The organism is Xanthobacter agilis (assembly GCF_021730435.1).
Classification (GTDB): Bacteria; Pseudomonadota; Alphaproteobacteria; order Rhizobiales; family Xanthobacteraceae; genus Xanthobacter; species Xanthobacter agilis.
The window spans coordinates 182,255-206,948 of record NZ_JABWGX010000004.1; the positions used below are offsets into that span (position 1 = coordinate 182,255).

Genomic DNA, 24,694 nt, shown 5'->3' on the forward strand with positions numbered 1-24,694 from the left:
GAGGCGCGCATGCCGATGGCAGGAGAAAAGGGGCGCGGGCGGCTGTTCGTGATCGCGGTGCCCTATCTGTGGCTGCTGGCGCTGTTCCTGGCGCCGTTCCTCATCGTGTTCAAGATCTCGCTGTCGCAAGATGCGGTGGCGCAGCCGCCCTACACGCCGCTGCTCGACTTCTCTCAAGGGTGGGCGGGATTTGTCGATTTCCTGTCCGGTCTCTCCTTCGACAACTACCTTTATGTGCTTGATTTTTCGAACGAGTTCATCGAGGCTTATGGCTCGTCGCTGGTCATCGCCTCTATCTCCACGCTGTTGCTGCTGCTGGTGGGCTATCCCATCGCCTATGCCATGGCGCGGGCGCCGCGCTCCATCCAGCCTACCTTGCTGATGCTGGTGATCCTGCCGTTCTGGACCTCGTTCCTGATCCGCGTCTATGCCTGGATCGGCATCCTCTCGCCGGAGGGCCTGCTCAATCAGGGACTGATGGCGCTGGGCGTCATCGACGAGCCGCTGGAAATTCTCAACACCGACATCGCGGTCTATATCGGCATCGTCTATTCCTACCTGCCGTTCATGGTGCTGCCGCTTTATTCGGCACTCGAGAAGCTGGACGAGACCCTGCTCGAGGCCGCGGCCGACCTCGGGTGCCCGCCCACAAAGGCGTTCTGGACCATCACTTTCCCGCTCTCGCTGCCGGGCGTGGCGGCGGGCGCGCTGTTGTGCTTCATCCCGGCGGTGGGCGAGTTCGTGATCCCCGACCTGCTCGGCGGCTCCAACACGCTCATGATCGGCAAGTCGCTGTGGACCGAGTTCACCGTGAACCGGTCCTGGACCGTGTCCTCGGCGGTGGCGGTGCTGCTGTTGCTGGTGCTGGTGATCCCCATCGTGATCTACCAGAACATCCAGCAACGCGAGCTGGAGGCCGGGAAATGAAGCAAAAGCCGGGGGCGGTGACATGAAACAAGAGCCGGAGGCGATGAAATGAGAAGAGGCCTCACCTGGTTCAACGTGACGGCCATCGTTTTGGGCTTCGCGTTTCTCTACATCCCCATCCTGTTGCTGGTGGTCTACTCCTTCAACGCGTCGCGTCTGGTGACCGTGTGGGCGGGCTTCTCGACCCAATGGTATTGGGCGCTGCTGGAGAATGAGCAGCTCATCGACGCGGCCTGGGTGACGCTGCGCATCGCCTTCTTCTCGTCGCTGGTGTCCACGGTGCTCGGCACCATGGCGGCGCTGGTGCTGACCCGTTACGGGCGGTTTCGCGGGCGGACCCTGTTCTCTGGCATGATCTATGCGCCGCTGGTCATGCCAGAGGTCATCACCGGCCTGTCGTTGCTGCTGCTGTTCGTGGCGGTGAACTTCGATCGCGGCTTCTGGACGGTGCTGCTCGCTCACATCACCTTCACCATGTGCTTTGTGGCGGTGGTGGTTCAGTCGCGCCTCGTCACTTTCGATCGCACCCTGGAAGAGGCAGCGCTCGATCTCGGCTGTCCGCCGTTCCGGACCTTCTTCTCCATCACCCTGCCGCTCATCCTGCCGGCGGTGGTGTCGGGCTTCATGCTGGCCTTCACCTTGTCCCTGGATGATCTGGTGATCGCGAGCTTCACCACCGGCCCGGGCGCGACCACCCTGCCCATGCGCATCTATTCCCAGGTGCGCCTGGGCGTGACCCCCGAGATCAACGCGGTCTGCACCATCCTCATCGCCATCGTCACGGTGGTGGTCATCATCGCTTCCATCGTCACCAAACGGGCCGAGAGCCTGCGCCAGGCCGAGGAGCGCGCGGCGCTTCAGGGCTAGGGGCATCATGGCCCAATGCCGGCGGACTCCAGCCGGCTTGATTGCGCGGGGTGGTCTTTGCCATAAGCTGGCCTCTTCCGCGCGCCCGGCCGAGGGCGCGCGGCGGTCTGCGCGGTCAGGCCGGGGCGGCGGCGGACCTGGACTTCCCTTATGCGTTATCGTGCGGACATCAGCGGCCTGCGGGCGCTGGCCGTCATTCCCGTTGTCCTGTTCCATGCGGATCCGCGGCTGGCGCCGGGCGGCTATGTGGGGGTGGACGTCTTTTTCGTCATCTCCGGCTATCTCATCACCTCCATCATCGCGGCCGATCTCGACCGGGGCGGCTTCAGCCTCGCGCGTTTCTATGATCGGCGGGTGCGGCGCATCCTGCCGGCCTATGGGTTCATGGCGCTGGTCACGACGCTCGCGGCCCTGGTGCTGCTGCCGCCGGCCATGCTGGTCGGCTATGGCGACCAGCTCAAGGCGGCCTCCACCTTCCTGGCCAACCGCTACTTCCTGTCGGTGACCTCCTATTTCGGTCCGGCGGCGGAGGAGCAGCCCTTGCTGCACACTTGGTCGTTGGCCATCGAGGAGCAGTTCTACCTGTTCTGGCCGCTGCTCCTGGTCGGGCTGGCGCATCCGCGACTCAAGGCGCTGCGGCCCTATGTGGTGGGCGCCCTCATTGCCGCGTCCCTGTTCGTCGCCACCCGCAATGCGGTGCTGCGTCCGGCCCCCGCCTTCTTCAATTTCACCGGGCGGGTCTGGGAGCTTGCCCTGGGCGCGACGCTGGCGCTCGGCCTCCTGCCGCGCCTGATGCACCCTTGGATCGGGGAGGCCTTGGCGGCGGCAGGCGTGGCGATGATCGCCGCCGCCGTCGCCGTGTTCGACAAGCATAGCGTGTTCCCTGGCGCGCTGGCGCTGGTGCCCACCCTCGGGGCGCTGTTCATCCTGTGGGCGGGGGAGGGCGGACACGTCACCTGGGCCGGGCGGCTGCTGTCGTTGCCGCCGCTGGTGTTCGTGGGGCTGATCTCCTATTCGCTCTATCTTTGGCACTGGCCGATCCTGGTGTTCCTGCGGCTGGTGGCCGGGCCCCATCTCTCCGCTGCTGAGGTGGCGGGGGCCGTTGCCGCGGCCGTGGCCATGGCCGCCGTGTCATGGCGGTTCGTGGAGGCGCCCTTCCGCCGGGCCGGCTTCACCACCCTCCGGGATGAGCTGAAAAGCATCGCGATCGGCGTCGGTGGGCTTGCGGTGCTGGTGGCCATCGGCTTCGGCTTCGCCCTCTCCCACGGTCTGCCGGGGCGGGCCTCGGCCGCAGCCCTGGCGGCCGAGCAGGCCGCGGCGGATGCCTGGGCGGGCACCGGCTTATGCCTGCTGGGACCCAACCAGTCGCTGCCCCTCGCCGGCTGCCGTTTCGGACGTCGCGACACGGCGGTGCCGGCGATCGCGCTGTGGGGGGATTCCCTCGCCAATCATCATGCTCCGGCGCTGGATGACCTCGCTCGGCGGATGGGCTTCGCGCTGGTGCAACTGACGAAGGCGGGGTGTTCGCCACGCCTGCCGGTGGGGGAGGGGCGTGCGCCGCGCACGACCGAGGCGCGGGTGTGCGATGGGTTTCGGGCGGCCGCGCTGCAGGCGATCCTCGCTGATCCCGCCATCCGTATCGTGGTGGTGGGGGGCAATTGGGACGCGGGCGGCACCCTCGACGCGGCGCTGGCCTCCCTCGGGGAGGCGGTACGGAAGATCACCGCCTCGGGCCGTGGCGTGATCCTCATGGCGCCGACGGTGGCCTTTGCCAGCGGCGGCGGGCGATGCATCGCCCGGCGCCGCTTCATGGGGCTCGACGAGGCCGGCTGCGCCATGCCCGCGAGCGAAGCGGCGGCACGCGCCAGCAGGGTCGAGACCGCTTTGGCCGCGCTTGCCGCGACCGATCCGCTGGTCCGGGCGGTGCTGCTCCGCCCCCATGTGTGCGACGCGACCACCTGCCGGCCGCTGATCGGCGGCCAGGTGGCCATGACCGATGGCGGGCATCTCAACGTGGCCGGCTCGATGGCGTTGCGCGGCGATCTCGCCGCCGCCATCGGGAGCCTGCTGCCGGCGCTGCCGCCAGCGCGGTGAGACGCGGCCTTCAGCGGGGCGGGGCGGCGTCCAGGGCGCAGAAGTTGGTGTAGATGGCGGCCATGACCTCGGTCACGACCGGATTTGAGATGAAATAATAAAGATGCCGGTGCTCGCGGCGGAAGGAGACGATGCCCTCGTTCTTCAGCTTCGCCAGATGCTGGGACATGGATGTCTGCGAAATGCCGGTAGCCTCCGAAAGCTCGGAGACGCTTTTCTCGCCGCTGGTCAATTGACAGAGGATGCGCAGGCGGCGGGGATTGGCCAAGCCGCTGAGAAATTGAGCGGCCGCCTCGGATCGGTCCTCCGCGAGGGCGCGGGCGGCGTCCAGGCGCTCGCTCTCCGTGCTGCCCGTGTCCCTCCCTTCGCTCTCCGTCCCTTCGCTCTCCGGCATGGCGCTTCCCGTCCTCGCATCGGCTGCGATTGACATATCATGGACTCTTGATATGAGAAACTCGTCATATGTTAGGGGTCGTCAATGAGCAAGGACTACAAAGAGCTGATCGCCGACATCTCGCGTTATACCGCCGAGATGCGGAAGGAAACTCCGGATGCCATGGCCGGCTTTTATAGCCTCGCCAAGGCCGCGAGCGCGGACGGGGTGCTCGACAAGAAGACGAAGGAACTCATTGCCCTGGCCATCGGCGTCACCCAGCGCTGCGACGGCTGCATCGGCTTCCACACCAAGGCCCTGAAGGATCTCGGCGCGACCCGCACGGAAGTGTCGGAGATGCTGGCCATGTGCGTCTACATGGGCGGCGGGCCGGCCCTGATGTACGCCGCCGACGCGCTGCGCGCCTTCGACCAGTTCAGCGCGGCCTGACGCCGGGCGCGACCCGCGTCGTCCATCACCGGTGGATTTGAGAAATCGCCGCCTGCATCCGTGTCGCCACGAGATGCAGGCGGCTTTTTTGTCGGTTCGCTGTGTTTGCCGGTTTGCCGGTTTGCCGTGCGCCGGGTTGCAGGGGCGAAGGTTCAGCGCCCTTCCCGCACCCAGGCGGCGGTGAGCGCGCCGAGCAGGAGCAGCAGCCCGGTGAGGCCGGCGAAGACCGGGAACAGGCCGATCCCGCGAACCACGGACACGTCGCGGGTTTTCACGCCCAGCCAGTCGTCGCCCGCCAGCCGATCGCCGGAGGAGACCTGAACCACCCGCGGCACGCCGCCGTTCAGGTCCGCGAGGCGCCAGACCCGCCCGCCGGTGGCTGCCACCAGGGGGCCGACCACGTCGCGGGTGCTGGTCACTTCCGCGAATTCCTTGGGGTTCAGGGGGCCGATGTTGGCGAGGGCGGTGAGCGTGCCGTTGGTGGCCCGCCACAGGCCGAGCTGGTCGGCCGGGGTGGTGGCGCGCCACAGGCCGGGTTCGGCCTCCTTGAGGGTCAGGGTGCGGGTGGCGCCGGACGGGGTGGTGACCACGGCCGGGGGCACGGTGTTGCCCATGGTCTGGCGCTCCACCGTCAGTTCGCGGCCGGCGACGCTCAGCTTCAGGCGCTCCTCTTCGAGGTCGGGCTCCTTCATGAGCCAATGGGAGAGGCGCCGGAGCAGATCGATATGGGGGCCGCCGCCCTCATAGCCGCGCGCCCACAGCCAGATGTGATCCGACAGAAGCTGAGCCACCCGGCCTTCGCCCACCTTGTCCACCAGCAGAATGGGCTTGTCGCCGGGCGCCGCCATCAGCTCGGTGCCGGAGCGGGCCATGGTGTCGATGACGCGGAAGAAGCGGCTCCAGTGGGGGGGCTCGCTCTGCGAACCCGGCAGGTTGCGGGTGACGGGATGGCGCTTGCCGGGGTCGGTGAGGCGGGCGTGGAACGGCGCCTCGGTCACGTCGCCGGTGGGCATGGCGGGGAGGATCTCGTCGAGGGGCGTGTTGTAGAGCGAGCCCGGTTCCACATAATCGAGGCCGGATGCCACCAGCACCGCGCCGCCACCGCGCACATAGCGCACGATGTTGTCGAGGTAGACTTGCGGCAACACGCCCTGCTGGGCGTAGCGGTCGAAGATGATGAGATCGAAATCCTTGATCTTGGTCTGGAACAGCTCGCGGGTCGGGAAGGCGATGAGCGAAAGCTCGTTGATGGGCGTGCCGTCCTGCTTCTCCGGCGGACGCAGGATGGTGAAGTGGACCAAGTCCACATTGGCGTCGCTCTTCAACAGGTTGCGCCATGTGCGTTCGCCGGCGTTGGGCTCTCCGGAGACCAGCAGCACCTTCAATTTGTCGCGGATGCCGTCGATGGCCACGGCGGTGCGGTTGTTCACCGTGGTCAGCTCGTTCTCCAGCGGCGGCACCTCGAACTCGACGATGTTGGGCCCGGCGTGGGTGATGTCCACGTCGATGGTCTCGCTCTGCCCGGCGGTGACGATGGGGCGGGCGATCTCCTCCCCGTCCCGGCGGATGGTCACCGCCACCCGCGCGCCCGCCGGCACCCCCTCGTCGCTGACGCGGAAGGTGACCGATTGCTTCTGCCCGACGATGCCGAAGCGCGGCGTTTTCTCCAGGGCGATGCGACGGTCGCGCTCGCCGTCGTGACCGGAGATCAGCGCATGCACCGGCGCCGCGAAGCCGAGGGCCGCCGGGGTCTGGGGCACGTCGTGCACGCGCCCGTCGGTGATGAGAATGGCGCCCGCCACCCGCTCCGGCGGCACGTCGGCCAAGCCCGCCGACAGGGCCGAGAACAGGCGCGTGCCGTCGGTTTCGCCGGTGCTGGAATCGGCGGTGATGGTGCGTACCTCCACCCCCGCCAGCGTGCCGAGCTGGGCCGAAAGGGCGGCGCGCGCGGCTTCCGTCTGCGCGGCGCGATCGTCGAAGGACTGGCTGGCGCTCTTGTCCACCACCACGGCCACCACCGAGGGCAGGGGCTCGCGCTCCTCGCGGGTGAGGGAGGGGTTGGCCAAGGCGGCGAGGCCCACCAGCAGCGCCAGGGTGCGGAACACCGCGCCGCGGGTGCGGGCGGCCAGCAGCGCGAGCGCCAGCATCGCCGCAGCGACGGCCAATGCGATCAGCACCGGCCAGGAAACGAAGGGGGCGAAGGCAAGGCCGTAGGTCACGTCAGCCCCTGGCGGTCGTGGCGCGGGTCAGGCCCATGGGGCGCAAGGGCGGCGCTCATTGTCCGAGCCTTTCCAGGAGGGCCGGCACATGCACCTGATCGGCCTTGTAGTTCCCGGTAAGGACATACATGGCCATGTTGGCTCCGGCACGGAAGGCGATCTCCCGCTGGCGCGGCTCGCCGGGCGTCAGCGGCAGCATGGGCTCGCCCGTGGCGGTGACCGCCCAGGCGCCGGCCAGATCGTTGGAGGTGATGATGACCGGCGAGACGCCATCGCCCGCGCGGGCGGGGCGGTCGGTGTCGTCGGCGGGCGGCAGCGCCTCCACCCAGGTCGTGCCGCCGGTGAATCGGCCGGGAAAATCTTTCAGCAAATAGAATGCCTTGGTGAGAACGTGGTCGCGCGGCACAGGGGCAAGCTCGGGAATGTCGAGGCCCGAGAGGATCTCGCGGAGCTTGGCGGCGGCCGGGGTCAGGGGCGCGCCCGGCACGTCGGACGCGGCGATGGCGTCGCGGGTATCGAAGATCACGGTGCCGCCCTGCTTCATGTAGGCGTCGAGCTTGGCCAGCACGGCTGGCGGTGGCACCGGCGCATCGGGCAGGATGGGCCAATAGATGAAGGGGAAAAAGGCGAGTTCGTCCTTGGCAAGGTCGATCCCCATCGCCTCGCCCGCCTGGAGCGCGGTGCGCTGGCTGACGAAGGCGGCAAGGCCGCTGAGCCCGGCGCGGGAGATGTCGTCCACCTCGGGGTTGCCGGTGACCACATAGGCGAAGCGCGTCTGCCCGGTGGCCTGGAGCGCGAAGGTGTCGTCGCCGGCGCGCGCGGTCTGGGGCAGGGCGGCGGCGCCGAGGGCGGCAAGCGCCAGCAGCGCGGCGGCGGTGGCACGCCGTCCGCCGAAGCGCGACAGCCCGCCGGCCAGGAGGAGCACGGCCAGCGCATCGAGCAGCAGCAGCGCCATGGCGGCGATCAGCAGCGGCCCGACAAGGTCCCGCGGCGCGCTCTCCTGCAGCGGCTCCGCCTTGAGCCCGAGGGTCGTGAAGTCGATGGCCCTGGGCGCGTCGGCCGGCAGCAGCGCGTTGACCGCCACCAGCCCGTCCGGCGGTCCGTAGAAGCCCGGCGGATGATCGGCGCTGGCGCGGCCGGTGAAATCGGCGGGAATGGCCCGCGCCGTGGGGCCAGCGGGCTGGAAGGCGCCGAAGCCGTCCAGCACGCGGGCGGGGGCAAGGCTCGCCACGTCTGGCCGGTCGGCGGCGCGGGCGGCGTCCGCGGGGCTGGCGTCGAGGGCGGGCGGCGCGTCCGACAAGGCGATTACGCGGCGGAGCATGTCCACGAAGGCGCCGGACAGCGGCAGGTTGGACCAGGAGGTGTCGGCGGTGACATGGAACAGCACCAGCGCGCCCTTGCCGATGCGGGTGCCGGTGACAAGGGGCGTGCCGTCGGCCAGCGCCGCCCAGGTGTGGTCGCCGAGGGTGGCATCCGGCTCCGCCAGCACCTGCCGGTTCACGGTGACGTCGGTGGGCACCTTCATGTCGCGGAACGGACCCTCCGGGGTCAAGGCCCCAAGCGGCTGCGGCGTTTCCCAGGATAGGGAGCCGCCCAGTACCCGCCCGCCGCGCCGCAGCTTCACCGGCAACAGGTCGTCCTGGGCATTGGCGAGGCGCGGGCCGGCGAAGCGCACCAGCACGCCGCCGTCATTGACGAACTTGGCGAGCCGGGCGCGGGTGGCGGGGGGAATGGTGCCCACGTCCGGCAGCAGCAGCACCGGCACGCGCTGTTCCAGGAACCGGTTGATGTTCTCGATGGCCGACCCCGTTTCCGCGACGCGAAGGTCGGCATAGGGGGCGAGCGCCCGCGTCAGGTAATAGGTGGGGGCGAGCAGGGGCTGGCCGGTGTCAGTCGAGGTCCCGGAGACGATGCCCACGGTGCGCCGCCGCCAGCTCTTGTCGATGAGCTGGACCGCGCCGGCCGCGTGCGCGCCGATGATGTCGAGGCGCGCGATCTCGTTGCGGATCTCCACCGGCATGACGAAGCGGGCCTCGGTGGCGCTGGCCCCCTCGGGCAGGGTGAACGGCGCATCGGCGAGGGTCAGGCCGCGCATGTCCTTGGCCTCCACCCGGCCGGCGCGGGGCGGGCCGCCGGCGGGGCGCAGGACCTTCACGGTGAGCGCGTCAGCGCCGTTCTCGGGACCGGCGAGGGCGAGCGGCGGCGCCACGCCGCCGCTGACGATGCGCGCGGTGGCCGCTTTCAGGGGCGCAAGCGCCGTGGCCAGGTCCGCATCGGCGCCCATGTCCACCCCGTCGGACAGGAAGACGAGGCCGGCCCGGGGCTCCGCCGCCTGCATCCGCGCGGCCAGGGCGAAGGCGTCGGCGCGGGCCGGGGCATAGGGCACGGGCGCCAGCGAGCGCAGCCGGTCGCGGGCGGCGTCCGGCGTGAGCAAGGTCGCGTCGCGCGGCACGTCGCCGGTGGGGATGAGGGCAACGCCGCGCCCGGTCGTTGCCGCCGCGTCGATGAGCGCGCCGGCGGCGGCCATGCGCGCCTCCCACTGGCCGGCGGCCGGCCAGCCCTGGTCGATGACCAGCAGCAACGGCCCGTCCGCGCCGGGGTTTGCCGCCGGCGGATTCCAGATCGGCCCGGCGGCGGCCAGGATGACGAGGGCGGCCAGCGCCATGCGCAGGGCGGTGAGCCACCAGGGCGTGCGCGCGGCGCTTTCCTCCTTCGGCTTGATCTCGAACAGGAGGCGGGTGGGCGGGAAGGCGACGGCGCGTGGCTTGGGCGGCACCACCCGCAGCACGTACCACAGCAGCGGCAGGGCCAGGAACGCGGTGAGCAGCAGCGGCGCCGAAAAGGCGAGGGGAAGGCCGAACATCAGGCAAGCCCTCCGGCCGCAGCACCGGCGCCACCGGCGCCCATGCGCATGTGGAGGGAGAGCAGCAGCGCACTGGCGGGCTGGTCGGTGCGATGGATGATGAAGCTCCAGCCGTGGCGCTCGGCGCTGGCGCGGATCACCGCGCGGTGCTCCGCCAGCTTCAGCGCATAGTCGTCGCACCAACTCTCGGCGCGGCCGACGGTGAGCCTGTCGCCGCCCACGGGATCGGAAAACGCGATGCGGCCGGAAAAGGGAAAGGTCTCCTCCGCCGGGTCCACGATCTGCACCACATGGCCGTGCGCGCCGCCGGAGGCGAGCGCGGTGATCTGCGCCGCGACCTCGCTCGCCGGGCTCCAAAAGTCGCCGAGCAGCACCACCTCGGCAGTGGGGGCGGGCGCGAAGGGCGGCGGCAGGCGCGCCGGCAATTTGGGCGCCAGCACAATGTTTTCGGCCATGCGCTCGACGATACGCCGGTCGGCGGAGGGGCGCATCAGGCCGGGCACGCCCACCCGCTCGCCGCCGCGCACCAGTAAATCGGCCAAGGCGAACGCCGTCACCAGCGCCCGCTCCCGCTTGGGCGGGCGGTTGCCGGTGGCATAGTCCATGGAGGGGGAGAGATCGGGCCAGATCCACACCGTGTGGGCGGCCTCCCATTCGCGTTCGCGCACATAAAGATGATCGTCCCGCGCCGAGCGGCGCCAATCCACGCGCGCCGCCGGCTCGCCGCCAAGGAAGCGGCGGTATTGCCAGAAGTTCTCGCCGGTGCCGGCCCGCCGACGCCCGTGCAGGCCATGGGCCACGGACGAAGCGATGCGCCGGGCTTCCAGCACCAGCCGCGGCATGGCTGAAACCAGGCTCGCCGCTTGAAGGGCAGCCTGCTCCACGGTGCGGGAGGCGGGGGACGTTTCAGCCACTGTGTTCGATCCTGCCGCGGTCAGCCGATCCGCTCCACCAGCCGTCGGATGATATGGGGCACGCTCTCGCCTTCCGCGCGGGCGGCGAAAGTGAGGGCCATGCGGTGCTTCAATACCGGCTCCGCCAGGGCGGCCACATCGTCGAGGGAGGGGGCGAAGCGGCCGTCGAGCAGCGCGCGGGCGCGGGTGGCCAGCATCAGCGCCTGGGAGGCGCGCGGACCCGGTCCCCAGGCGATGAAGCGCTGCTCGGGGCTCTCGCTGCCGGGGCGGGCGGAGCGCACCAGGGTGAGGATCGCTTCGACCACCGATTCGCCCACCGGCAGGCGCCGGACCAGATGCTGGGCCGACATGAGGTCGTCCACCGTCATGGCGGCGCGGGGCTTCTGCTCCTCGGCGCCGGTGGTCTCGAACAGGATGCGGCGCTCGGCATCCCGGTCCGGATAGTCGACGTCGATCTGCATCAGGAAGCGGTCGAGCTGGGCCTCGGGCAAGGGATAGGTGCCCTCCTGCTCCAGCGGGTTCTGAGTGGCGAGCACATGGAATGGCCGGGGCAGGTCGTGGCGCTCGCCGGCGACGGTGACGTGGTATTCCTGCATGGCCTGGAGCAGCGCCGACTGGGTGCGCGGCGAAGCGCGGTTGATCTCGTCCGCCATCAGCAGCTGGGCGAAGATGGGGCCGCGGATGAAGCGGAAGGCGCGCTGGCCGCCGGGCGTCTCCTCCAGCACCTCGGCGCCCAGGATGTCCGAGGGCATGAGGTCCGGGGTGAACTGAACGCGGCGGGCATCGAGCCCGAGCACGGTGCCGAGCGTCTCGACCAGCTTGGTCTTGGCGAGGCCCGGCACGCCGACCAGAAGCGCATGGCCGCCAGCAAGAAGGGTGACGAGCGCCCGCTCGACCACCGCCTCTTGGCCGAAGATGACGGCGGCGATGGCGGTTCTGGCGGCCTTCACATGGCCGGCGGCGGTTTCCGCGTTGCGGACGATCATCTGATCGAGGTCGAAGGTCTCGCCGGCAGCCGACATCACCTGAAGTCTCCGTGCACCAATTTCCAAGCGGCGTGCGTCGCCGCAAGGCTCACCGCAAAAAGCGGCGATAAAACGCCCCGGCGGCGCCGTCCGATTGCGTCCGGGTCCATTTTCCGGATTTCGCCGTGCAAAGGTCGCGCCGCCCGGATAGAGAGCTTACGATAAGATTGTGTTCCGTCTAATCCCCCCGGTGTTTTCCCCGGTGCGGAAGGCGGCGGGGCCATCTCAACTCATCGCGAGGACCAGGCCATGGCGAGCCGGGACGGCGGCGAAACCGTTGCGCGGAGTGGGGCGCCCCATGGGCCGCCGACCGATGGGGGCGGCCGGCTGGAGGCGCTGATGGCGGCGGTGCGCGCCGCGGGCGACAGCGGGCCGGCGCCGGTGGACAAGTGGAATCCGCCCGATTGTGGCGACATGGATCTGCGAATCGCCGCCGACGGCACCTGGTTCTACATGGGCACGCCCATCGGCCGGCCGGCGCTGGTGCGCCTGTTCGCCTCGGTGCTGACGCGCGAGGGCGAGCGCTTCGTGCTCAAGACGCCGGTGGAGAAGATCGGCATCCGGGTGGACGATGCCCCCTTCCAGGCGGTGGAGATGGCCGAGGAGCCGGGGGCGGACGGCCGGACCCTGGTGTTTCGCACCAATCTCGACGATCTCGTGCGCTGCGGTCCCGGCCATGGCCTGCGTTTCGCGCCCGGCGCGGCACCCGGAGCGTTCATGCCCTATATCCATGTCCGCAACGGGTTGGAGGCGCGCTTGACCCGCGCCGTCTCGTTCGATCTCGCCGCCGCCGGCGAGGTGCGCGGGGTGGAGGGGCGCGAGATGTTCGGGGTCGCTTCGGGCGGCATGTTCTTTCCCATCATGCCGGCGGCGGAATTGGACCGCCTTGCGTCATGAGCCATCCTGCCGTTCTCGATCCGCCGCAAGGCTCCGGCCTCTCGGATTTCCTGGCCCGCGCGATGCGTGGCCTATCCCCGTCGCCGCCGCCCTTCTATACGCAGGGCGCCCTGGAGCAGGTCAATGGCGACCACGCCTTGCAGCCGAGCCTTGAAGGGCTCGCGCCGGCGCAGCCGCCGCGCCATGCCGCCGTGCTGGTGCCCATCGTGGCGCGGCCGGATCCGGGCGTGCTCCTGACCCTGCGTTCGGCCCGGCTATCCAACCATGCCGGCCAGATCGCCTTTCCCGGCGGCCGCGTGGACCCGGAGGACGCCGACGAGAAGGCCGCCGCCTTGCGCGAGGCGCAAGAAGAGGTGGGGCTCGACGCGCGCCTGGTGCGGCACCTGGGCTATCTCGACGGCTATCTCTCGGGAACCGGATTCTGGATCGTGCCGGTGGTGGGGCTGGTGGACCCCGACTACGCCCTCACCCTCAGCCCCGCCGAGGTGGACGAGGCGTTCGAGGTGCCGCTGAAATTCCTCATGACGCCGGCGAACCACCAGCGCCAGTCGCGCAAATGGCAGGGCACGCTGCGCCATTATTACGCCATGCCCTACGAGGGGCGCTTCATCTGGGGCGCCACCGCCGGCATGCTGCGCAACCTCTATGACCGGGTCTATGCCTGATGCTGCGCACCTTGCTGGTGGAACTCGCGCTGTTCCTCACCCCGTTTGTGCTTTACGGCGCCCTGCTCATCGCCACCAAGGGCTCGGTGGTGCCCGAGCACTGGTCGCCACGCGCCCTGGCCAGCCTGGCGGTGGCGGCGCTGGTGCTGATGGCGCTTGGCTTGCTGCTGTTTGAAGGCGGGCGCAGCGCGCCGCCCGGCAGCCACTATGTGCCGGCGCAGACGCGCGACGGCGTGTTTGTGCCCGGGCATTTCGAATGAGCGGGGCCTCCCTCGCCGGGGCGGGCTTCTGGGATCGCCATGGCCTTTCGGCTCTGCTGGGCGTGCTGAACGCGGCCGGGGAAGAGGCCCGCGTGGTCGGCGGCGCGGTGCGCAACACCCTGCTCGGCCTCACCGTGACCGATGTGGACATCGCCACCACCGCTTTGCCCGAGGTGGTGGCGGGGCGGGTGCGCGCGGCGGGCATGAAGGCCGTGCCGACGGGGGTGGAGCACGGCACCGTCACGGTGGTGGTGGACCATGCGGCCTACGAGGTGACCACCCTGCGCGAGGATATGGAGACCGACGGGCGCCGGGCCGTGGTGCGCTTCGGCCGGAGCTGGGACCACGATGCGGCCCGGCGCGACTTCACCATCAACGCCCTTTACGCCACCGTGGACCGGCAGGTGATCGATCTCGTGGGCGGGCTGGCCGACCTTGCCGCGCGGCGGGTGCGCTTCATCGGCGACGCGGACGCGCGCATCGCCGAGGATTATCTGCGCATCCTGCGCCTGTTCCGCTTCCATGCCGCCTACGGGGAAGGCCTGGTGGACGCGACCGCGCTCCGGGCCGTGGTCCGCGCCCGCGCCGGCCTGCGCGGCCTGTCCCATGAGCGGGTGCGGGCGGAACTCCTGAAGCTGCTGCTGGCGCCCGGCGCCCCGCGCACGCTGGAGATCATGAGCGATTGCGGCCTGGTGCAGCCGCTCCTCGCCGGCCTTGCCGACGTTAAGGCTTTTACCCGCCTTGTGGGGCTGGAAGCGCGGCTCGGCGTTCCCGCCGATCCGGTCCGCCGGCTGGCGGCCCTGGCCCTGCGGGTGCCGGACGATGTGCCCCGGCTGCGTGAGAAGCTGCGCCTGTCCAATGGGGAGATGCGGCGGCTGTCGGCCCTGGCCGCGTCGCGGCCCCCGTTGCCGGGGGCGGGCGCGCCGGCGGCGGCGCTGCGCGCCTTCGTCTATGGCGCCGGACCCGAGGCGGCGCTCGACCGCATATTGCTGGCGGCGGCAGGCCCGTGTTCCGAAGCGATGCAGGCGGAACTCCAATCCCGGGTCGCGCTGGCCACGGCCTGGACGCCGCCGCGCTTGCCCGTGAGCGCCGGGGATCTGATGGCCCGCGGCCTGAAGCCCGGCCCCGCCCTCGGCCGTGCCCTCGCCGCCGTGGAAGCGGCCTGGGTGGCGGCGGATTTTCCAATGTCGGGGGACGCCAAGGAGGCGCTGATCGGCGCAGCCCTCGCCACCGTGGCATCTGCCCGCTGAGGCGCGCAGGGCCTCGCGCGGACAGGTGGACTGCTGCCCGCGCGTCGCCCGGTGCCGGGACTGGTCAGTCCTCGTCCGCCTCGGCTTCGTCTTCTTCCTCGATCTCGAATTCGGTCAGGTCGAGGGTTTCCAGCGAGATCGCCGGCAGGCTCTGGCTGCGGAACTCGCCCACTTCCTCGGCGTACCATACGACCTTGACGTCCAGCTCCTGCACTTCGACCACAGTCAAAGCGGGGCTCCCCGACTTGAGCTGAACGATTTCTCCCGGCTCGAACGCCATGGTCCTCTCCCCCGATCGCGGCGCGATGCGCGCCCAGGAAAGCCTTATCGGGGCTTTATGACAGCGCCATCACGGCCACTTCACCACCGGCGGCATGGACGAGAGAATGGAGTCCACATTGCCGCCGGTCTTCAGGCCGAAGATGGTGCCGCGATCATAGAGCAGGTTGAACTCCACATAGCGCCCGCGACGGACCAATTGTTCCTCGCGGTCCTCTTCGCTCCAGGGCACGTGCATGTTGGCCCGCACCAGGCGCGGGTAGATGTCGAGGAAGGACAGTCCCACATCGCGGGTGAAGGCCAGATCATCCTCGAAGGTGCCGGCGCCGGCTCCCGCGCTGTCGAGATAATCATAGAAAATGCCGCCGATGCCGCGCATCTCGCCCCGGTGCTTCAGAAAGAAATACTCGTCGCACCACGCCTTGTAGCGCTCATAGTCCGCCACCTTGTGGGGGCTACAGGCGGCCGCCATGGCGGCATGGAAGGCGATGGTGTCCGGATCTTCCTGGGTGCGGCGCCGGGCGAGCGAGGGGGTGAGGTCCGCCCCGCCTCCGAACCACGCCTTGGTCGTCACCACGAACCTTGTGTTCATGTGCACCGCCGGCACATGGGGGCTCGCCATGTGGGCGATGAGGGAGATGCCGGACGCCCAAAAGCGCGGGTCTTCCGCGGCGCCGGGGATCTGGGCGCGAAACTCGGGGGCGAACGTGCCGAACACCGTGGAGGTGTGCACCCCCACCTTCTCGAACAGGCGCCCGCGCATGAGCGCCATGGTGCCGCCGCCCCCCGGCGCCCCGGTGTGGTCGGTGCGGGTCCAGGGGCTGCGGCTGAAACGGCCGGCGGGACCCGCGAACAAGGCCGCGGGCGCCTCGTCCTCCAGGGCCTCGAACGCGGCGATGATGCGCCCCTGCAGCTCCTCGAACCAAGCGCGCGCGTGGGCCTTGTGGGCGGTGAGGGGCGTATCGAAGGCTGCGGGATCAGAGCTCATTCGGAAGTCCGGGGCTGGCGGTGATGACCGCATGCGGTCATCACGAGGAATTCGTTTCGGGGGCGCCTGGGGGCCGGAGCGTGCGCGTGCCCACTTGGTGCCGGTCCCACTTGGTGCATGTCCCTTTGGCGCCGGTCAAAGACCGGGGCCAAAGGTATGACAGCAAGCGCATTGGAGCACAGCTTTCGCGCATTTTCTTCACGCGCGCCGGGGATCACTGCGCTTGAAGATGCTCCGGCCCACCATGGCGCGCGCTCAAGACCTTGGAAAGCCCGAGGTCTGGCGCAGGGCCTCGGCAAGGCCGATGCCGGCGCTCACCGCCACGTTGAGGGAGCGCAGGCCCGCCCGCATGGGAATGGTCACGCGCGCGTCCGCGGCGTGATGCACCGCCTCGGGTACGCCCGCGGATTCCCGTCCGAACAGCAAAGCGTCGTCGGGGTGGAAGCGGAAGTCGGTGTGCGCCTGCGCGGCGCCGGTGGTGAACAGCACCAGACGTCGCCCCTCGGTGCGCAGCATCTCCAGGAATCGGTCGAAATGCGCGTGGCGATGCCATTCCACGGTGTCGATATAGTCCATCCCGGCCCGCCGGAACGCCGCCGCGCCCACCGGGAACCCGGCCGGCTCGATGATGTGGACCGGAACGCCGAGGCACGCGCCCGTGCGCAGGCAGGTGCCCGCATTCTGGGCGATATCGGGGCAATAGAGGGCGAGGATCATGGGCACGCGATCAGCCGCGCGTCCCGTGAAGGACGGCGCGGCACGTCATGGGAGCGAAGGCGGTGTTCAGGGGGAATGGCTCAGGGGCAGGTCATCCGCGCCATGTTGCCGGCCAGCGGATAGAGGGTCAGGTTGATCGAGGTCGGCTGAATGAGCGAGGTGGTGCTGCTCTGGGAGCACACGTCATCGTAGCCGAAGGTGTAAGCCTCCTGATTGTAGGCGAATTGGTGAATCACCTTGGAATATTGATTGATCGGGCTCGATGTATAAGGCGTCATGCCGGAGCATTTGGACAGGTTGTTGTTCGTCAGGAAGGTGGAGCGCAGGAATGAGGCCTGGATGAATTTCTGCAGCGTGGCCACATTGCCGCCGCTGATCGGTGGCGCTCCATTCGCCCAAAGATACTGGGACGTCGGCTTGCCGAACACGGTCGCCGCTCCGCCGCCGGTGGGCGTGAGCACCATCTGCCCGTTCGTGACGGTACCCTTATAGGTTGTGGTTCCGGTATTCACCGAAAAAGAGTTGCTGGCTTTGGCGTAATAGTTGAATACGGATGTGATGTATTTGTCCCAATAATTGCTCGGGAAATAATAGGGCGACGAGGTGGCAAGCGTCATCGTGTGGACGGGGGAGATGAGGCGGATCGGCCACTTGCCGTTGCTGACCATCAGCTTCGTCCAGGGGGCGCCGGCCTTCTTGATCGCCGCGATGATGTTGGGGCCGGCGGTGGGGCTGTTGAAGCCGCCGGTGAGTTGCGTGGCCTTGCCATAGGGCTTGCCCGCGAGCGTCATCCGGATCGGCAGGCCGAACGCGTCCACCTGGGTGGTGTTGACCCAGATCTGGGTGTTGTTCTTCGGCGTCGCGATCGGCACCCAAGTGTATTCGACGAAGTCAAACGGGATGTTGAAGGTCTGGCTGCCGGGGGTCGTGGCGTCGGGCGTGGACGGCGTGCCGTTGGCGACGGTGAGCTTCAGCGGTGCGCAGAAAGAAAAATAGATCCGCGCCGACTGGAGCATCGGGACCCGCAGCGCGGTGCTGCTCCCGGTGAAGGAAAAGCCGAAATTCGTCGGCTGCTTGACCGTGTCGTTGAACTTCGTGGCCGCGCCGGTCTTGGCCACATAGTACCAGGTATTCGGCTTTGCGGGATTTTCGGAGCCGTAGACCGTGACGTAGATCGGCCCCTTGTAGCCAGTCTGGTTGGTGATCGTCACCGGGAGCAATTGCTCCGCCGACGCAGCCTGGGCGCCGGCGAGGCCGGTCATCAGCGCGATGGCGGACGTGACTGTTCGGATCCAATGCGCGCGCATGTGCCGCTGCCCTTACGGAATAAATGTGCCGACGCGAAAGTCTTCCGCATCGGCGGGTGCAAGGTCAAGCTACCGCGCGCGTGATCAAGTAGGCAAGAGCGCGCGGCTTCTCGTCCGCCCGCCAATCCTTGTCTTTCAGTCGTTAGCCGGCATTTGCATGCAACGCCGGCGCCGCCGAGCGTTTCGCGCGCACTCTCGGCGTGCCGGTCGGCGCGGCCCCAGGCCGCATCGCGCTGGCCCCGGAAAAGACCGCGTGCCGCATCGCCATCATCTGGACAAGAACCGGCGGGGGTGCAATTAGAGGCCCTCGAAGGTGGGGAATTATGGCTTCATAGCTCCGCCACATTCATGCGCAGGAGCCGGGCCGTGTGCTCCAGCGCGGATCGTGGACGGACGACAGGACGGGGATCAGCGCCGTGGCACATACGGAGACGTCGCAGAAGGCGACGCGTCGGGACTTCCTCTATATCGCGACCGGCGCGGTGGGCGCCGCGGGCGTGGCCGGCATGGTGTGGCCATTCGTCTCGCAGCTCCAGCCCGATGCCTCGGTGCTGGCGCTGTCCACCACCGAGGTGGACCTCTCGCCCATCGCGGAGGGGCAGATCGTGACCGTGCAGTGGCGCGGCAAGCCGATCTTCATTTCCCATCGCACGAAGAAGGAGATCGAGGAGGCGCGGAGCGCCGACATCGCCTCCCTGCGCGATCCCCAGCCCGACGCCGACCGCGTGAAGGCCGGCAAGGACCAGTGGTTGGTGGTGATCGGCATCTGCACCCATCTGGGCTGCGTGCCGCTGGGTCACCAGGGGGCCTATGATGGCTGGTTCTGCCCGTGCCACGGCTCGGTCTACGATACCTCCGGCCGCATTCGGCAGGGGCCGGCGCCGCTTAATCTTGCCCTTCCGCCCTACGCTTTCACATCCGATACGAAGATCGTGATCGGCTGACGTTTAACCGTCGCCGGCGCAATAAAGGTTGGACCCCATGGAAGGACATTCCAGCTATCAGCCGAAGAGCAAGGTGGCGCAGTGGTTTGAAAGCCGCCTGCCGCTCGTCGGTTTGATCCATTCCTCGGCCATCGCTTACCCGGTGCCGAAGAATCTCAATTATTTCTGGACCTTCGGCGCCATCTTGAGCTTCATGCTCGTGGTGCAGATCGTTTCCGGCATCGTGCTCGCCATGCATTATGTGGCTTATGCGCCGGTGGCCTTCGCCCGCGTCGAGCACATCATGCGGGACGTGAGCTACGGCTGGCTCATGCGCTACATCCACGCCAACGGCGCGTCGATGTTCTTCATCGCGGTCTACATCCACATCTTCCGCGGCCTCTATTACGGGTCCTACAAGGCCCCGCGCGAGGTGCTGTGGATCCTCGGCGTCATCATTTACCTGCTGATGATGGCCGCCGCTTTCATGGGCTATGTGCTGCCCTGGGGTCAGATGTCCTATTGGGGCGCCACCGTCATCACCAACCTCTTCTCCGCCATTCCGGTGGTGGGCGAGGTGATCGTGCAGTGGCTGTGGGGCGGCTATTCGGTGGGTGACCCCACCCTCAACCGCTTCTTCGCGCTGCACTATCTGCTGCCGTTCATGATCGCGGGCGTGGTCGGGCTCCATATCTGGGCTCTGCACCATGTCGGCCAGAACAACCCTGACGGCATTGATGTGAAGAGCGTGAGCAAGGACACGGTGCCCTTCACCCCCTACGCGACGATCAAGGATACGTTCGCGGTGGTGTTGTTCATCATCTTCTTCTCGTGGTTCATCTTCTATACTCCGAACTATCTCGGACATTCGGACAATTATATCCCGGCCAATCCCATGTCGACGCCGGCGCATATCGTGCCCGAATGGTACTTCCTGCCGTTCTACGCCATCCTGCGCTCCATCCCGGACAAGCTCGGCGGCGTGCTCGCCATGTTCGCGGCGATCGCGGTGCTGGCGTTCCTGCCCTGGCTGGACACCTCCAAGGTGCGCTCGGCGCGCTACCGCCCGCTGTTCAGGATCTTCTTCTGGATCTTCGCGGTGGTGGCGGTGGGGCTCGGCTATCTCGGCTCTCAGCCGGCGGACGGTATCTATGTGATCGTGTCGCGGATTTTCACGGTCTATTACTTCGCTCATTTCCTCATCATCCTGCCCCTCCTGGGCTTCATCGAGAAGACGAAGCCGCTGCCAGCCTCCATCGCGGATGCGGTGCTGGCCAAGGGCGGTGCGACGGTGGTGGCCGGTGCGGCTGCCCCCGAGACCAAGTGACCCGGGCGCGGAGAGAACAGCATGACCATTCGTAGCATTCTCTTCGGCGCCGCCGCGGCGGCGCTCCTCTTCACGGCGCCGGCCACGGCGGCGGAAGCCGGCGGCCATGACGGTCGCCCGCCGCGGCTCAGCTGGTCGTTCGCGGGGCCCTTCGGCTCCTACGACACGGCGCAGCTGCAGCGCGGGTTCAAGGTGTTTAAGGAGGTCTGCACCGCCTGCCACTCCGCGAACTTCCTTTACTTCCGCAATCTGTCCCAGCCCGGCGGCCCGAGCTTCAGCGAGGCGCAGGTCAAACAGATCGCGAGCGAGTACCAGATTACGGACGGGCCGAACGATTCCGGCGATATGTTCCAGCGTCCGGGCCGTCCGTCAGACCAGTGGCCGGCGCCGTTCCCCAACGACCAGGCTGCCCGTGCCTCCAACGGCGGCGCCTTGCCGCCGGACATGTCGGTGCTGGCCAAGGCCCGCTCCTACCATGTGGGCTTTCCGGGATTCATCACCGACGCCTTCATTCAGTACCAGGAGCACGGTGTGGACTATATCCACGCCGTGCTGACCGGCTATTCCGAGCCGGCGGAAGGCGTGACGGTGCAGGCGGGCCTGCATTACAACAAGTATTTCCCGGGCAACCAGATCGCGATGCCGAAGCCGCTCAGCGACGGCCAAGTGGAATATACGGACGGCACGCCGCAGACGGTGGATCAGTATTCGACCGATGTCGCCGCCTTTCTGATGTGGATGGCGGAGCCGCATCTCGATGCACGCAAGCGCATCGGCTTCCAGGTGGTCATCTTCCTCATCGTGTTGAGCGGCCTGCTCTATTTCACGAAGAAGAAGATCTGGAAGAACGTGGCGCACTGAGCGTTACCTCCACTTCAGGAAAAGGGGCCTCGCGGGCCCCTTTTCTTTTAGCCAGCCCTGGGCTCTCATCAGCGGCCACGTCGGGGCCCTGAAGGTGCAGTGTCTGTGCGGCCCCGCGGCGCGCGGCCGCGTCCGGAGTGTGCGATGACGCCAAATGAATTCGCTGCCACCATCCGCAGCATTCCCGATTATCCGAAGCCAGGTATCCTGTTCCGCGATATCACGACCTTGCTGGGCGATCCGAGGGCCTTTCGCCGGGCGGTGGATGAACTGGTGCAGCCGTTTGCCGGCGCCAAGATCGCGAAGGTGGCGGGCATCGAGGCGCGCGGCTTCATTCTTGGCGGCGCGGTGGCGCACCAGCTTTCGGCCGGATTCGTGCCGATCCGCAAGAAAGGCAAGCTGCCGCACCAGACGGTGCGCATGGCCTATGCCTTGGAATATGGCCAGGACGAGATCGAGATGCATGTGGACGCGGTCACCCGAGGGGAGCAGGTGCTCCTGGTGGATGACCTGGTGGCTACGGGCGGCACGGCGGTGGGCGCCGTCCAATTGCTGCGGGAGTGTGGGGCCCAGGTGGTGGCGGCCTGCTTCGTGGTGGACCTGCCGGATCTTGGAGGCGTGGCGAAGCTGGAGGCGCTTGGCGTGCCGGTTCGCAGCCTGGTTTCGTTCCCCGGGCACTGAGGCGTTTCGGGATTTTTTCGGAGAGAGGCGGCGTCGAGCCGAGCCCCTCCGTCCTCCGGTTCAGGGGGAGGGGCGGCTTGTGGTCCCGTCCGGCCTGGGGCTGGGTCAGACGATGACCGCGCGCGCCTGCTGGGTCCCGACCTCGAAGACCCGCCGATAACGCTCCAGCTCCGAGGCTGGGCCCATCGCCTTGGTCGGGGTGTCGGAGAGCTTCACCGCCGGGCGTCCGTTGGCGGAGACCACCTTGCAGACAATGGAGATGGGGTCGAGGGCGCCGTCGCGGGTGAGGCCGCGGAAGTCGTTGGTGAGCAGCGTTCCCCATCCAAAGCCCATGCGCAGCCGCCCGTCGAAGGCGGCGCGGATGCGCGCTACCTCGGCTACGTCGAGGGCGTCGGAGAATATGGCGAGCTTCTCGCGCGGATCCTGGCCGCGGGCGGTCCACCAGCGGATTGCCTCCTCGCCGCCTTCGACCGGGTCCTTGCTGTCGATGCGGATGCCGGTCCAGCGCGCCACCCAGTCGGGGGCGTGGGCGAGGAAGCCGGCGGTGCCGTAGGTGTCGGGCAGGATGATGCGCAGGTTGCCGTCGTAATCCTGCTGCCAGTCGGCGAGCACCTGATAAGGGGCCTGGGCCAGCTCCGCGTCGGTCCGCGCGAGGGCGGCGTAGACCATGGGCAGTTCGTGGGCGTTGGTGCCGGTGGCCTCGACCTCGCGGCGCATGGCGATGAGGCAGTTGGAGGTGCCGAGAAAGCCCTCGCCGAGCCCTTCGATCAGCGCCTGCACGCACCAATCCTGCCACAGGAAGCCGTGGCGGCGGCGGGTACCGAAATCAGCGATGTTGATCGGGCCGAGGGCGCGCAGAACCTCCACCTTTTCCCACACGCGGGCCATGGCGCGGGCGTAGAGAATCTGCAGCTCGAACTTGCCCATGTCCTTCAACACGGCGCGCGAACGCAACTCGTTGATGATGGCGAGGGCGGGAATTTCCCACATGGTGGTTTCCACCCACGGCCCTTCGAAGGTGAGTTCGTATTGCCCGTCCCACTTCTCCAGATGGTAGGCGGGAAAGCGAAAGTCCTCGAGCCAGGCGATGTAGTCCGGGGAGAACATCTGCCGCTTGCCGTAGAACATGTTGCCCCGCAGCCAGGTGCTCTCGCCGCGGGTGAGGGAGAGGCCGCGTACATGATCGAGCTGCTCGCGCAGGGCGCCGATGTCGACGATGTCGGCGAGGCGGACGCGGCTGGTGCGGTTGTGGATGCCGAAGGTGACGCGCGTGTCCCGGTGGCGATGAAAGATCATCTGCCCCATGAGCAACTTGTAGAAATCGGTGTCGAGCACCGAGCGGACGATGGGGTCGATCTTCCAGGTGTGGTTGTAGACGCGCGCGGCAATATCGGTCATGGCGGCCCCGGGTGGCGGATCGGCGGCGCACGGCCGCGATGCACGACAGACCCCTCTATCATTGATCCATGGGACGGTCGCCCCCGCCGGGGCCCGGCCGGGGAAGAGAGGCCGGGGGGGCGCGCCCCCCGGCGCGGTGTCAGGCCGCCGGCGTGGTGCCGGCGGCGATGGCGGCCTTCAGCTTCTCCTCGTCGGCGTTGGACAGGGAGGTCTTCAGAACCCGCGGGCCGTAGGGCTCGATCTCGGGCAGTACCTTGTCGAAGGTGACGCTCTTCACCAGCACGAACAAGGCGGAAGAACTGGCGGGAATGGTCTCGCCGAGCTGCTTCACGAAGTCATCGTTGATGCCATAGTCGGAAAGGGAGCCGGACAAGGCGCCGGCGCCGGCCCCCGCCGCCGCGCCGAGCGCCATGCCGGCGATCGGGTTCAGGAACAAAAGCCCCACGAGGCCGCCCCACAGGGCACCCATGGTGCCACCCTGGGCGGCGCCGAGGGCGGTGAGGTTCACAGCCTGCTTCACATGCACCTTGCCATCGGCCTCCCGCTCCACGACGCAGGCATCCTCAAGGTCGATCAGGTGCGCCTTCTGCAGGGAGCGCAGCTTGTTGAGCACTTCGTCCGCCTGATGAAGCCCCGAGAAGCCGAAAACGACGAGATCGCTCATGCACGCCTCTTTGATTGGTGTTGGCCGGTCGCCTGGGGCCGCCGGTGCCGGAAGCCCCGCGGACCTTCGTCCGAATCCACGACGGGCGCAAGACGACGTGCGCGCGACGATGGGAGCGAGACAATGGTTGCAGGGTGGCGCTCTGACGCCGGTCATGCGCGGACTTGCCTCGGGCCACCCCTGCGGTCCCGGGGCTCTTGGCGGTGGGACGCTCGCGTTGCCCTATCGCGCGCGAAAGGAGGATCCGCCGCATTGCCACCGCCGAAGCGGAACAGTAAACAGGGGCACTCCATGCGTTGCGCCGTCGAGGGATGTATGTGCTCACTCGACGGCAGGAGGGATCCGCTCGCCCCATGCGGCGAGGTCGGATGCCGCGTTCCCGTCGACAGTCGAATGTGTCCTGTGCTGACGCCGGTTTGGTCGGGCGCCACCCGCGCCAAGGTTTTAAGCGCGTCCCTGAGCATGTCTTTTTGCCGGTCCTTGCAGGCCGATGCGGGCCAGGTGAAGGAAAAAGCGTCCTCGATCATCACTGCATGCGGTGCGGCGGCAGTAGTTTTGGAATAATTCCGATGTTGACTGCATCTGTGTTCCTGTCCGCAGCCGCGATGAGGGGTCATCGGTCGAGCTTGGAAGGGCCGGCGGGTCCCGGATGTCCTCGGAGTGGAAGGGGCGGGCGCATTCCTGCCGGTCGAACCGCCCGCCATCCGCCGCGGATGGAGGGAACAAAGATGAACGCATCCATGAT

General features: G+C 68.2%; 23 protein-coding genes. 12 read left to right on the forward strand and 11 right to left on the reverse strand.

Annotated elements, in window-relative coordinates; genetic code table 11:
* Positions 1 to 9: 9 nt before the first annotated feature.
* From HUW53_RS04330 to HUW53_RS04340, 3 genes are all read left to right on the forward strand, one after another.
* Positions 10 to 927, forward strand: coding sequence for an ABC transporter permease subunit (locus HUW53_RS04330; RefSeq protein WP_237344514.1), 918 nt, complete (start codon positions 10 to 12; stop codon positions 925 to 927).
* A 48-nt stretch (positions 928 to 975) separates the two neighbouring features.
* Positions 976 to 1,794, forward strand: coding sequence for an ABC transporter permease (locus tag HUW53_RS04335; protein ID WP_237344515.1), 819 nt, complete (start codon positions 976 to 978; stop codon positions 1,792 to 1,794).
* 150 nt (positions 1,795 to 1,944) lie between these two features.
* Positions 1,945 to 3,888, forward strand: coding sequence for an acyltransferase family protein (locus HUW53_RS04340; protein WP_237344516.1), 1,944 nt, complete (start codon positions 1,945 to 1,947; stop codon positions 3,886 to 3,888).
* Between the two features lie 10 nt (positions 3,889 to 3,898).
* Here the strand turns inward: HUW53_RS04340 and HUW53_RS04345 are convergent, their stop codons facing one another.
* The gene (locus HUW53_RS04345) at positions 3,899 to 4,282 is read right to left on the reverse strand and encodes an ArsR/SmtB family transcription factor (protein WP_237344517.1); all 384 of its coding nucleotides are present in this window, start codon (positions 4,280 to 4,282) and stop codon (positions 3,899 to 3,901) included.
* An 84-nt stretch (positions 4,283 to 4,366) separates the two neighbouring features.
* Here HUW53_RS04345 and HUW53_RS04350 point away from each other — a divergent pair, with 84 nt between their 5' ends.
* Positions 4,367 to 4,711, forward strand: a complete 345-nt coding sequence (locus tag HUW53_RS04350; RefSeq protein WP_237344518.1) for a carboxymuconolactone decarboxylase family protein — start codon at positions 4,367 to 4,369, stop codon at positions 4,709 to 4,711.
* 152 nt (positions 4,712 to 4,863) lie between these two features.
* On the opposite strand, the gene HUW53_RS04355 is transcribed toward HUW53_RS04350, so the two are convergent.
* The 4 genes from HUW53_RS04355 to HUW53_RS04370 are packed head-to-tail and all read right to left on the reverse strand — an operon-like array spanning position 4,864 to position 11,729.
* Positions 4,864 to 6,930, reverse strand: a complete 2,067-nt coding sequence (locus HUW53_RS04355) for a hypothetical protein (RefSeq protein WP_237344519.1) — start codon at positions 6,928 to 6,930, stop codon at positions 4,864 to 4,866.
* Between the two features lie 55 nt (positions 6,931 to 6,985).
* Complete coding sequence (locus HUW53_RS04360; protein WP_237344520.1) at positions 6,986 to 9,793, reverse strand: DUF4159 domain-containing protein; 2,808 nt, start codon at positions 9,791 to 9,793, stop codon at positions 6,986 to 6,988.
* On the reverse strand, positions 9,793 to 10,707 hold the full coding sequence (locus HUW53_RS04365; RefSeq protein ID WP_237344521.1) for a DUF58 domain-containing protein: 915 nt from the start codon (positions 10,705 to 10,707) through the stop codon (positions 9,793 to 9,795). The genes HUW53_RS04360 and HUW53_RS04365 overlap by 1 nt, the downstream gene beginning before the upstream one ends.
* Positions 10,708 to 10,727: 20 nt before the next feature.
* Positions 10,728 to 11,729, reverse strand: a complete 1,002-nt coding sequence (locus HUW53_RS04370) for an AAA family ATPase (protein ID WP_237344580.1) — start codon at positions 11,727 to 11,729, stop codon at positions 10,728 to 10,730.
* Positions 11,730 to 12,071: 342 nt separating this feature from the next.
* On the opposite strand from HUW53_RS04370, the gene HUW53_RS04375 reads away from it, so the two are divergent.
* From HUW53_RS04375 to HUW53_RS04390, 4 genes are read left to right on the forward strand one after another with little or no spacing between them, the layout of a single operon-like run.
* On the forward strand, positions 12,072 to 12,629 hold the full coding sequence (locus HUW53_RS04375; protein ID WP_237344581.1) for a DUF1285 domain-containing protein: 558 nt from the start codon (positions 12,072 to 12,074) through the stop codon (positions 12,627 to 12,629).
* A complete protein-coding gene (locus HUW53_RS04380; protein ID WP_237344522.1) occupies positions 12,626 to 13,294 on the forward strand; it encodes a CoA pyrophosphatase in 669 nt (222 codons plus the stop codon). The genes HUW53_RS04375 and HUW53_RS04380 overlap by 4 nt, the downstream gene beginning before the upstream one ends.
* On the forward strand, positions 13,294 to 13,554 hold the full coding sequence (locus HUW53_RS04385; protein ID WP_237344523.1) for a DUF6111 family protein: 261 nt from the start codon (positions 13,294 to 13,296) through the stop codon (positions 13,552 to 13,554). Before HUW53_RS04380 ends, HUW53_RS04385 begins: the two co-directional genes overlap by 1 nt.
* Positions 13,551 to 14,804, forward strand: a complete 1,254-nt coding sequence (locus HUW53_RS04390; RefSeq protein WP_237344524.1) for a CCA tRNA nucleotidyltransferase — start codon at positions 13,551 to 13,553, stop codon at positions 14,802 to 14,804. The genes HUW53_RS04385 and HUW53_RS04390 overlap by 4 nt, the downstream gene beginning before the upstream one ends.
* 64 nt (positions 14,805 to 14,868) lie before the next feature.
* Here the strand turns inward: HUW53_RS04390 and HUW53_RS04395 are convergent, their stop codons facing one another.
* The 4 genes from HUW53_RS04395 to HUW53_RS04410 all read right to left on the reverse strand — a co-directional run bounded on the left by HUW53_RS04395 (position 14,869) and on the right by HUW53_RS04410 (position 18,095).
* The gene (locus HUW53_RS04395) at positions 14,869 to 15,033 is read right to left on the reverse strand and encodes a hypothetical protein (protein ID WP_237344525.1); all 165 of its coding nucleotides are present in this window, start codon (positions 15,031 to 15,033) and stop codon (positions 14,869 to 14,871) included.
* Positions 15,034 to 15,153: 120 nt separating this feature from the next.
* Positions 15,154 to 16,071, reverse strand: a complete 918-nt coding sequence (hemF, locus tag HUW53_RS04400) for an oxygen-dependent coproporphyrinogen oxidase (protein WP_237344526.1) — start codon at positions 16,069 to 16,071, stop codon at positions 15,154 to 15,156.
* A gap of 255 nt (positions 16,072 to 16,326) precedes the next feature.
* Positions 16,327 to 16,788, reverse strand: coding sequence for a tRNA (cytidine(34)-2'-O)-methyltransferase (locus HUW53_RS04405; RefSeq protein WP_237344527.1), 462 nt, complete (start codon positions 16,786 to 16,788; stop codon positions 16,327 to 16,329).
* Between the two features lie 80 nt (positions 16,789 to 16,868).
* Positions 16,869 to 18,095: a beta-1,3-glucanase family protein gene (locus HUW53_RS04410; protein WP_237344528.1), complete on the reverse strand. Its 1,227-nt coding sequence runs from the start codon at positions 18,093 to 18,095 to the stop codon at positions 16,869 to 16,871.
* 416 nt (positions 18,096 to 18,511) lie between these two features.
* Here HUW53_RS04410 and petA point away from each other — a divergent pair, with 416 nt between their 5' ends.
* The 4 genes from petA to HUW53_RS04430 all read left to right on the forward strand — a co-directional run bounded on the left by petA (position 18,512) and on the right by HUW53_RS04430 (position 21,887).
* Positions 18,512 to 19,039: a ubiquinol-cytochrome c reductase iron-sulfur subunit gene (gene petA / locus HUW53_RS04415; RefSeq protein ID WP_237344529.1), complete on the forward strand. Its 528-nt coding sequence runs from the start codon at positions 18,512 to 18,514 to the stop codon at positions 19,037 to 19,039.
* A gap of 37 nt (positions 19,040 to 19,076) precedes the next feature.
* Complete coding sequence (locus HUW53_RS04420) at positions 19,077 to 20,345, forward strand: cytochrome b (protein WP_237344530.1); 1,269 nt, start codon at positions 19,077 to 19,079, stop codon at positions 20,343 to 20,345.
* Between the two features lie 21 nt (positions 20,346 to 20,366).
* Positions 20,367 to 21,206 (forward strand): cytochrome c1, encoded by an 840-nt coding sequence (locus HUW53_RS04425; protein ID WP_237344531.1) that lies wholly within the window; start codon positions 20,367 to 20,369, stop codon positions 21,204 to 21,206.
* A gap of 144 nt (positions 21,207 to 21,350) precedes the next feature.
* Positions 21,351 to 21,887 (forward strand): adenine phosphoribosyltransferase, encoded by a 537-nt coding sequence (locus HUW53_RS04430; protein ID WP_237344532.1) that lies wholly within the window; start codon positions 21,351 to 21,353, stop codon positions 21,885 to 21,887.
* 105 nt (positions 21,888 to 21,992) lie between these two features.
* Here the strand turns inward: HUW53_RS04430 and pncB are convergent, their stop codons facing one another.
* On the reverse strand, positions 21,993 to 23,285 hold the full coding sequence (gene pncB, locus HUW53_RS04435; RefSeq protein WP_237344533.1) for a nicotinate phosphoribosyltransferase: 1,293 nt from the start codon (positions 23,283 to 23,285) through the stop codon (positions 21,993 to 21,995).
* 139 nt (positions 23,286 to 23,424) lie between these two features.
* A complete protein-coding gene (locus HUW53_RS04440) occupies positions 23,425 to 23,949 on the reverse strand; it encodes a DUF1269 domain-containing protein (protein ID WP_237344534.1) in 525 nt (174 codons plus the stop codon).
* Between the last annotated feature and the right edge of the window lie 745 nt (positions 23,950 to 24,694).